An 8,980-nucleotide genomic window follows, 5' to 3' on the forward strand; every position below is an offset into this window, starting at 1 on the left:
GCGGCGGCGTGTAGTCTCCCGGCAGGTATTCTGAATGACAGTTCAGGCAGTTTTCTTGCGGCACCGAGTAGTCGCCGTAAGTCGCTGAATGGCATTGACTGCAGTCATTTCCGCTTGCGACGCTTGTGCCTTCAAAAGGCGCGTGGGCGGTGGTGGAATCCTGGTGATAAAAGGTGTGACACGCCCCCTGCTGGCATCCTCCCTGCCAGATTCCCAATTGATCATAAATGATGGGATGACAGGTCGCGCAATCGTTGCCGTGAATCATGGGCAGTTCGTTGTTGTGGCAGTTGCCGCAGTCTACCAGGACGCCGAAGTGGGGCTTGTTGCCGTCCCATCCCTCGTCGTCGTGTCCATAGTCGGGGAAGAGGGCCACTACGCCGCTGCCGAGCGTGGCCGAATGGGTGAATTCTCCATGGAAATTTTCCAGGTTCCCGTGGCATGGAACGCAGTTGTCATACTCCGCTGCAACCGATGGTCCAGACCAAAAGCCGATGGCTATCAGGACCATCCACAACAGAGTCTTTCCATGTTTGATTTTGCAGATATCCGTATACTTGATGTGAGTCTTCCCAGCAGGCCCCATTTCTCCTCCCCATCCCTCCATTGAAAGTAACGGTGCTTGTCGCAGATCAAGCTTATTTCCGGTTTCTACATTGGTAAATAGGTATATAGTTAAGTGTTTTCTGTAAAGATAGGGGGATTTCTTCAAACCAGCATAGCATAAGCATTATCATCTGCAATAGATATTCCAACCATAAGCTCTATGCATGAATTAATAAACGGGGATTTGGATGTAAATGCAAATGATTTATAAATTCGTCGGACACTATTCGGTCGACCCGACTCGCAGCTGGAAATATGAAGAAGAGGAAAGAAAGCCCCGCGTCCAAAGCCGCGGGGCTTTTTCTTGTCCGATGGAACCCGACTTTCAACCATCATGTGTCGCTAATAGTGCAGTGAAGCAACATGCCCGGGGGTCGTGAGGTAGACGCTCGGGAAGATGGTTTCGTCGTCATATCCGTTTTCACTGTCCCACCATTGGACGGTCACGTGAAACGGGGTGGGGGAGACCTGAAGGGAAACGATATCGATTCCACTCCAGTCGGGGCATGTGGAAAAACCCGTCTTGACAATCGGCCCGTACTTGCCTCCAGACCTGATGGTCCACGAGGCGCTGGCTTCGGGGTCGTTCGCGCAGGGAGAGCCGTTAACGTCGCTGTAGCCCCAGATCAGCCTGAGACTCCCACCTCCGCTGATGACATTGAAGTCGACAACGTGTGCGGGTTCGACATTGGCCGCCCAGTCTTCGGACCAGAAGCTCAGCGAGTAATTCAAGTTCCCTGGCGTATCGGGGATGACAATCTGGGTTCCGATCCGGATGGGTCCGCCGTTCAGGCGGTAGTAGGTCGTTCTCGGTCCCGCGGGGTTGTCGTCCGTCGCCGCAAGGGTGATCACGGCTCCCTGGTAGTAGGTGGCCTTTGCATCTGAGGTCGTGGTCGGCACGGTGGTATCTCCGAACACGCTAAAGGAGACAATATGCCCGGCTTCGAGATTGCCCGCCCAGTCTTCGGACCAGTATTTCAGTGTATAGTTGTTTGTCGCCTTCGATGTGGCCGGGATGGTGATCACCGTACCCGTCTGGACGGGGCCGTTGTTCAAGCTGAAATAGGTCGTTTTCACCCCTCGGGAGCTGTCGTCCGAAGCGGTAAGGGTGATCACCGCGCCGAAGTGGTAGCTGGGCTGCACATCCGAGGCGGTCGTCGGAGGGGTCCCGTCGATGTCGATGGAAAAGGACGCAAAGTTGGGCGCCAGCTCGGTGTTGCCGGACTGGTCCATCGACCAGAATTTGAGATCATGGGGGCCGGGGGTTGCGACGAGCAGGCTCTTGCCGGCGGCGGTCACCGGACCGCCGTCGAGCTGGTAGAAAGTCCTTCCGATACCCACCTTGCCGTTGTCTGAAATGGAGAACTTGATCTCGGCGGGGAGAAAGTCGTAAACCTCACGGGCATTCGAGGTGGTGACCGGCGGCGTGTAGTCTCCCGGCAGGTATTCTGAATGACAGTTCAGGCAGTTCTCCTGCGGCACCGAGTAGTCGCCGTAGGTCGCTGAATGGCATTGACTGCAGTCATTTCCGCTTGCGACGCTTGTGCCTTCAAAAGGCGCGTGGGCGGTGGTGGAATCCTGGTGATAAAAGGTGTGACACGCTCCCTGCTGGCATCCTCCCTGCCAGATTCCCAATTGATCATAAATGATGGAATGGCAGGTTGCGCAGTCGTTGCCGTGAATCATGGGCAGTTCGTTGTTGTGGCAGTTGCCGCAGTCCACCAGGACGCCGAAATGGGGCTTGTTGCCGTCCCATCCCTCGTCGTCGTGTCCATAGTCGGGAAAGAGGGCCACTACACCGTTGCCGAGCGCCGCCGAATGGGTGAATTCCCCGTGGTAATTTTCCAGGTTGCCGTGGCAGGGGACGCAGTTGTCATACTCCTCCGCAATCGAAAGTCCAATAAAGAGGCCGATGTCCATCAGGAACGTCAGCAACAGAATCATTCCAAAGTTGCTTCTGAGGATACCCCGATACTTGATGTGATGCTCCCAGATAGGCCCCATTCTTTTCCCCCTTTCTCTTGAGAAAAAACGGTGTTATATAAGGCCGCAACTCCCTCCGGTGATCCATCAAGCTGATCAATTATTATTTAAAGATCGATTTGCCTATAAGGTATCCTATCGAGAGCTCTGGTATATTGTGAGGCAAGCCTAGCATAAGGATGTTCCAATGCAATGGCCGCCAATAAAAAATTCCTGGGCCGGGGGGGGATTGGAGCTCCGCCTATTCAACCGGCTTGCGCAGAGCCGTCATCAGGATGGCCAGCAGCACCTTGATCATATAGTAGATACCCTTGACGCCGGAGATGGACGACCCCCCGGCCTGCCGCTCCCGCATCCGGGTGGATATTTCGGCGATCTTGAAGCGGTTGCGGCCGAGCAGTATGACGGCTTCCGGTTCAGGATAGTCGACCGGGTAGTGACGTGCGAGGAACTCGATGGCTCTGCGGTCATAGGCGCGAAATCCGGAAGTGTTATCGGTGATGGTCTGGCCGATGAGCAGGGAGTTGACGGCCATGAAGGTCCTTATCCCGAGGCGGCGGACGAAGGTGGAGCGATAGCCGTAATGTTTCTCGACAAAGCGCGAGCCGATTGACATGTTGGCGTTCTGCTCCTTCAGGGCATTGAGCAATTTGGGGATTTCGCTCGCGATGTGCTGTCCGTCGCCGTCGAACTGTATGGCAATCCGATAACCATTGCGGTCCGCCCACCTGAAACCGCTCTGCACCGCCCCGCCGATGCCGAGATTGGCCGGCAGATTGAGCACCAGCGCCTTGCGGGTGCTTTTGGCGGCCTGGTAGGTCCCATCGGACGATCCGTCGTTGACGACCAGGATATCGGGATCCGGATCAAGGGTCTTGAGATCGTTGATGACCCCGCTGATGTTCTCCGCCTCATTGTAGGCCGGCACGATGACCAGGACATCGGATTTCCTGGTGGCGAGATCCGGCGGGATGTATGGCCGCTTCCGGTTCAGGTTGGTAAGGCCCAGTTCCTGGATCAGGACCTTGTTCTGTTCGGAGATCCGGGTGATGACAACGGTGATGTGCACCAGAACCAGGGTGATGAAGCCGCTGATTATCAGCAGGATGACCGTCGGCTTGTAGGCGATCCCGAAAAGGTCGCCGAGCCGGTCGACGGCATAGCGATCCAGGGACAGGTAAAGAAAAACCAGCGCCGTGGCAAACCACAGGAGCGAATACTCCTCCTTGACCTTCTTGTGCTTGACCAGCCAGAAGATGAAAAAGAAGATGAAACAGCTGAACAGGATGGAAAAGAACTGGATCCTGTCGATGGGGAAAAATTCCTGCATTATCCTTAATCCTCCCTGCTCCACTTCGGACTCAGTTGTGGTCGAGCAGTTCCCTGAAAGTAATCCGATGCCGTCGCAGAAGTGCGGAAAATTCGCGCCCGGACAATTGTCTGTGTTTCATCACCTGCCGACGTTTGCGCAGCATGCGCGGCACCCCGCGCAGGCTGTCGAATATCGCCTTGAACATCGCCTTGATCAATGCGGCCTGTGAGTCGCCGGCCCGAAATTCACCGCCGGTCCCGCCGCCGAGCAGTACGGCGCGCAGTTGCTGAAGGTAACGGAGCAGCGTGAAGAGCGGCAGAGCCATCAACTGGCCGGAAGAAAAATTTTTCAACGCGACCCAGTAATGGTTGCGTTCGACCAGGTACACCTTGAATGGCGACAGGCTGCCGCTGGTCTGGGAATATTTGTGATAGACGACTGCCTGGGTTGCCAGAACCGCTTTCCAGCCGGCCAGCCTTCCCCTCAGTCCGAGATCCGAATCCTCCGCGTAGGCGAAGAACTCATCGTCGAAAAACCCGACATCGTCAAGCATCGCCCGCTTGTAGAGTGCCGCGCAAGCACTGGGAAAGAGGATTTCCTCAACGGCCCGCAAACTAAGCTCGGACCACCGGCGGTTGCGAAAACGCCCTCGCGACATCCCGTCAAGACAGATCCCCATGCCGATCGAATCGATGATGTCCGGGTCGGCAAACGAGCAGATTCTGCAGCCGACCATACCGGCTTCGGGATGGGCGTCCGCCACGTCAACCAGGATCCGCAGCCAGTCCGGCTCGACCCTGGTATCGTTGTTCAGGACCACGATATAGTCGCCGCGCGCCTGGACAAAGCCATGATTGTTGCCGGACGCGAAACCGGTGTTTTTCATGAGAGGCGCCACCCTTACCCAGGGATAGCGCTCCCCGACAAAAGCAACCGAATCATCTTCAGAGCCGTTGTCCACCAGGATGACTTCGAAATCGCGGAAGGTCTGGGCGGCGAGGCTGTCGAGGCAATTCGGAAGATGTGCCAGACCGTTCCAGTTGACGATGATGATGGAAGCAAGGGGATTCAATAGAGTCTCGTTAAAAACGATTGAGCGCGAGCTCGAAAGAGCCTGCGAATCAGGGCATGCCGCAAAAAGCGTTAATATACTGCAATTACCGGCCCGAATAAATGCAATCATTACGCCAATCCACTAATACCGAATCGTAAAACATGATGCACTCGCAATAACTCAGAGGATGGCTAAGCAAAAATTTCGTCCTACAAGGCCTGGTGGCAGGGGAACGGCCGGCACGGATTCCGTTCGCCACGGCTTACTGTTCTTCGAGGACGATGCCGAGCAGTCCCGGGCCGAGAGTCGTCTCGACCCGTTCGTCGCCACGGTACACGACGACGGCGATGCGTTTCTTGCCTGCGGATTCCGCGTCCTTGATGGCGTTGCGCAGTTCGTCGATCGACTGCTGCTGCCGGCCGTCGTAGCTGATCAGCCAATCATCGACCCGGATGCCCGCCCTGGCGGCGTTGCCGTCATCGACGACCTTCAGGACCTTCAGGTTCGATGCCGGCATCAGGCCCGTTGCCGAGCGGTAGAGGATCAGGTAGGCGCGAACGATCTGGATGGCCTGGTTGATTTCATTGTCGGTTGGCCGCCGGTCTTCCGGCGCCAGGGAGAAATCGTAAGGCTTCGCCGCATAGCGAAGAACCGCGGTCCTTCCCGGTACGAAGTATGGCGTGAGATCGATCCACCATGGGCGAACGACATCACCCGGCGCCCATCCGGCCCGCGCGTATTTCCAGGTTCCCTGTTGCGGCCGGTTGGGATTCAGGTAACAGTCGGTCTTCCAGAGCAGGTTCTCGAAATGTTGTTCACTGGATTGCCCCCCCTTTTCGGCGACGAAAATCACGCTGCGCCATGAAGGGGTGAATTCACCGACCCGCGAGTGCCCCGTCGTCGTCATAAAGAGACGCGCCGCCCGGGCCGACTCGTCAATAAAAACCGTCCTGGGAGTGAAAAAGTCGCCGAAAGGATTGTTCGCGGATTTGTATCGGGCGGTCCCGACCCACAGCGGTACGACGCGATAAGGCTCCATGTCGGGCGCATCGTGGTAAAAATCGAGCGACGCACTCATCATGAAGCCCTGCTCCTTGCCGGGAGTACCTTCCGTGGCGATCTCGAACGTCACCTTCCCCGCCAGCCAGGGACGGAAATGCGTGACATCCACCTGCCAATGGCAAGGGGTCCGGAACGATGTGATGAACGGCGCGATGTCGTATTTAACACCGTCGGCATGGATGACGTAGAGATAGCCGTTGCGGTCCCAGCTGTCCCAGTACTGTCCGGCGTCGTGAATCTCCAGCGTCAGGATCACCCGCCCGTAGGCCCAGTCGAGCGACGGCAGCGTGACCTCCCTGACATTGGCGGTCGCCGCACTGCCGGTCAGGACATGGTTGAATATCTCGAAATGCTGAGGTCGCCGTCCAGGCCACGTGGGATCGCTCGTTGAAAAGAGGAGGTCCCGCACATCGAACTCGGTCGTGACGTCTTCACGCGTCCCTGCGCCGAGCGCGAGACGCGACTCGTAGGGACGCATTCCCGCCACGAAATAACCGTCATAAACCGTCGAACCGGCCAGTCGCACCGTGACCTCGGCGCCGCCGGTCACGTACAGTACGGAGATGTCGAACTCAGCGAAGTCGCCCCTGAATTCCGCCTGGGCCACGCGTTTGACGATCTCCCGTCCGTCCCAGTGCAGGGACACCTCGCGCTCCGGCAGACTCATGTAGTTGCCCAAGGACCCCATCGGCTCGTCGTTGGGCGGGTCGTGAACGTCGACACCGACCGCGAATGTCCCGGCCAGGATCGGTTCGACCCAGCTTTTGACGAACGGGGCGGGGCCGCGTTTGCCATACTCGGCCGTATTCAGGAAGATAATAGCGCCGCCGTCACCGCCCGCAAGCACACGCAGCTTGCAATGCAGCGACATCCGTTCGTACGGACCCTCATGCTCGAGGTCGAAAGCCACCGCGTTCGACTGGCCGGGCGTGGCTCTGCCATCAAGCAGGCGGTAGACTCCGCCGACGAGCACCGGCCCCGCGCCCGCCGCAAACCGTGACAGGTGAACCGCGGGGATTTCCCGGGCGAGGCCGTTGACCGGCAGCAGCGTGCAGAACAGCAGAAGTAAAAGGAGGTTTTTCATATCTGAAAAATTTTACACTAAAACGGATTGATGTTACTTTTTGCCGGTGCTTTGGTCGACAACGGTTTAGTTGACGGAAGCGATATCCATTAACTAGCATTATTTTCCAGAAGGGACAAATCATTTTAGCGTGCATCGGGGCGATGCCCTCGGCATTATTTCTGCATGCATTTCTCACGGATCACGGATCACGGATCACAGATCACGGGTTTCAATTCACCGATCACCGATCACCGATCACCGATCACCGATCACCGATCACCGATCACGGACTCAAAGGAGTGGACTCTTGAAAAATATCCTCGTTACGGGCGGCTGCGGTTTTATCGGCTCCAATTTCATCCGCCTGGCCCTGGAATCCCTGGCCGGGAGCCGCATCATCAACCTGGACAAGCTGACCTATGCCGGCAACCCGGCAAACCTTGCGGAGGTTGCCGGCAACGAACGCTACAGATTCGTGCGCGGCGACATCTGCGACGGCCGGCTGCTCGACGCCCTGTTTGCCGAGGAAAAGATCGACGCCGTGGTTCACTTCGCGGCCGAGTCCCATGTCGACCGCAGCATCGAGGGACCGGCGGCGTTCATCGAAACCAACATCATGGGCACCTTCGCCCTGCTGGAAGCCGCCCGCAAGCACTGGCTCACCCCCGATCACCAACCACCGATCACGGCTTCCAGATCACCGATCACGGATCCCAGATTTCTGCACGTCTCCACCGACGAAGTCTACGGCTCGCTCGGAGAAACCGGCCTTTTCGCGGAATCGACCGCCTACGACCCGCGATCTCCCTACTCGGCAAGCAAGGCCTCATCCGACCACCTGGTCAGCGCCTACCACCACACCTACGGCCTGCCGGCGCTGATCACCAACTGTTCCAACAACTACGGGCCTTACCAGTTTCCGGAAAAGCTGATTCCGCTGATCATCAACAACGCCCTGCACGGCCGCGAACTGCCGGTCTACGGGGACGGCAGGAACGTACGCGACTGGCTCTACGTGGTCGATCACTGCACCGCGATACTCAAGGTCCTTGAAGAAGGCAGGATCGGCGAAACGTACAATGTCGGCGGCAACAGCGAGAAACAGAACATCGAGGTCGTGCAGACCATCTGCGACATCCTGGATGAAAAAGCGGCCCCTCTTGCCAATGGCCAGGCGCGGCGCTCCCTGATCAAATTCGTCAAGGACCGGGCCGGACACGACCGCCGCTACGCCATAGACGCAACGAAGATCAAGCAGGAACTCGGCTGGCAGCCTGCCGAGACGTTTCAGGACGGCATCCGCAGGACCATCGACTGGTATCTTGAAAACGGCGAATGGATGTTTGGGGACGGTGAACAGTGATCAGTGATCAGTGATCGGTGAATTGAAGGCGGTGATCAGTGATCGGTGAATTGAAGGCCGTGATCCGTGATCGGTGATCGGTGATCCGTAAAATCTGGATGGGCTGAGGGGGGGAAGGATGAAGAGCCATCGGGATCTGGAGGTCTGGCGGAGGAGTGTTGATTTGGTCACTGATATTTATGCAGTGACCCGTTCGTTTCCTGTTGACGAGCTGTACGGACTGACGGGGCAGATGCGCCGCGCCGCAGTGTCCGTCCCCTCGAACATCGCCGAAGGCGCTGCCCGCAACTCACACAAGGAATTTCTCCGGTATCTGTCAATATCGGTCGGTTCTCTGGCAGAAATTGAAACACAATTGCTTATTGCACGGAACCTGGGGTATCTGCCGTCTGGAAATTCCCTTGACCCGGAAATAGATCAAATCAGAAAAATGCTGCACGGCCTGATCAACTCCATAAAACGTAAAATAAAACAAGAATACTGATCACTGATCACTGATTACCGATCACCGATTACCGATCACCGATCACCGAT

Annotated in this window: 7 protein-coding genes; 2 read left to right on the plus strand and 5 right to left on the minus strand. The window is 57.0% G+C overall.

Annotated features, from left to right (window positions below; all coding sequences use genetic code 11):
• From DTF_RS26910 to DTF_RS0101185, 5 genes are all read right to left on the minus strand, one after another.
• Nucleotides 1–586, minus strand: a 586-nt coding sequence (locus DTF_RS26910) for a cytochrome c3 family protein (protein ID WP_193352673.1), incomplete at its 3' end; no start/stop codon positions are given.
• A gap of 362 nt (nt 587–948) precedes the next feature.
• On the minus strand, nt 949–2,610 hold the full coding sequence (locus DTF_RS0101170; protein WP_027713843.1) for a hypothetical protein: 1,662 nt from the start codon (nt 2,608–2,610) through the stop codon (nt 949–951).
• A gap of 220 nt (nt 2,611–2,830) precedes the next feature.
• Complete coding sequence (locus DTF_RS21215; protein WP_027713844.1) at nt 2,831–3,919, minus strand: DUF2304 family protein; 1,089 nt, start codon at nt 3,917–3,919, stop codon at nt 2,831–2,833.
• Nucleotides 3,920–3,950: 31 nt separating this feature from the next.
• Nucleotides 3,951–4,973, minus strand: a complete 1,023-nt coding sequence (locus DTF_RS0101180; protein WP_027713845.1) for a glycosyltransferase family 2 protein — start codon at nt 4,971–4,973, stop codon at nt 3,951–3,953.
• A gap of 244 nt (nt 4,974–5,217) precedes the next feature.
• A complete protein-coding gene (locus DTF_RS0101185) occupies nt 5,218–7,101 on the minus strand; it encodes a peptide-N-glycosidase F-related protein (protein ID WP_027713846.1) in 1,884 nt (627 codons plus the stop codon).
• A gap of 289 nt (nt 7,102–7,390) precedes the next feature.
• Between DTF_RS0101185 and rfbB the strand changes: the two genes are divergently transcribed.
• Complete coding sequence (rfbB, locus tag DTF_RS0101190; protein WP_027713847.1) at nt 7,391–8,446, plus strand: dTDP-glucose 4,6-dehydratase; 1,056 nt, start codon at nt 7,391–7,393, stop codon at nt 8,444–8,446.
• Nucleotides 8,447–8,564: 118 nt separating this feature from the next.
• Nucleotides 8,565–8,930, plus strand: coding sequence for a four helix bundle protein (locus DTF_RS0101195; protein WP_027713848.1), 366 nt, complete (start codon nt 8,565–8,567; stop codon nt 8,928–8,930).
• Nucleotides 8,931–8,980 lie beyond the last annotated feature (50 nt).

The organism is Desulfuromonas sp. TF, assembly GCF_000472285.1.
Taxonomy (GTDB): Bacteria; Desulfobacterota; Desulfuromonadia; order Desulfuromonadales; family ATBO01; genus ATBO01.